Origin of the sequence: Streptococcus sp. HMSC078H12 (assembly GCF_001814615.1) — a bacterium.
In the GTDB taxonomy this organism is placed as follows: domain Bacteria; phylum Bacillota; class Bacilli; order Lactobacillales; family Streptococcaceae; genus Streptococcus; species Streptococcus salivarius_F.
Map to the genome: position 1 here is coordinate 1 of NZ_KV817331.1, position 263 is coordinate 263.

Annotated in this window: 2 tRNA genes; both read right to left on the bottom strand. The window is 54.4% G+C overall.

Features of this window, described 5'->3' with window-relative positions:
* Positions 1–66: 66 nt before the first annotated feature.
* A tRNA-Lys gene (locus tag HMPREF2979_RS06490) sits at positions 67–139 on the bottom strand.
* A gap of 18 nt (positions 140–157) precedes the next feature.
* Positions 158–230 (bottom strand) — tRNA-Asp (locus HMPREF2979_RS06495).
* Between the last annotated feature and the right edge of the window lie 33 nt (positions 231–263).

Consider the following 263-nt stretch of genomic DNA (forward strand, 5'->3'; position numbering starts at 1 on the left):
CCCCACGCCGTTAAGCGCCAGATCCTAAATCTGGTGCGTCTGCCAATTCCGCCACACCCGCATATATGACCCGTACTGGGCTCGAACCAGTGACCCATTGATTAAAAGTCAATTGCTCTACCAACTGAGCTAACGAGTCTCAAATATTTCTACTTGACGGTCCCGACGGGAATCGAACCCGCGATCTTCGCCGTGACAGGGCGACGTGATAACCGCTACACCACGGGACCTATGGGAGTTAACGGGATCGAACCGCTGACCCT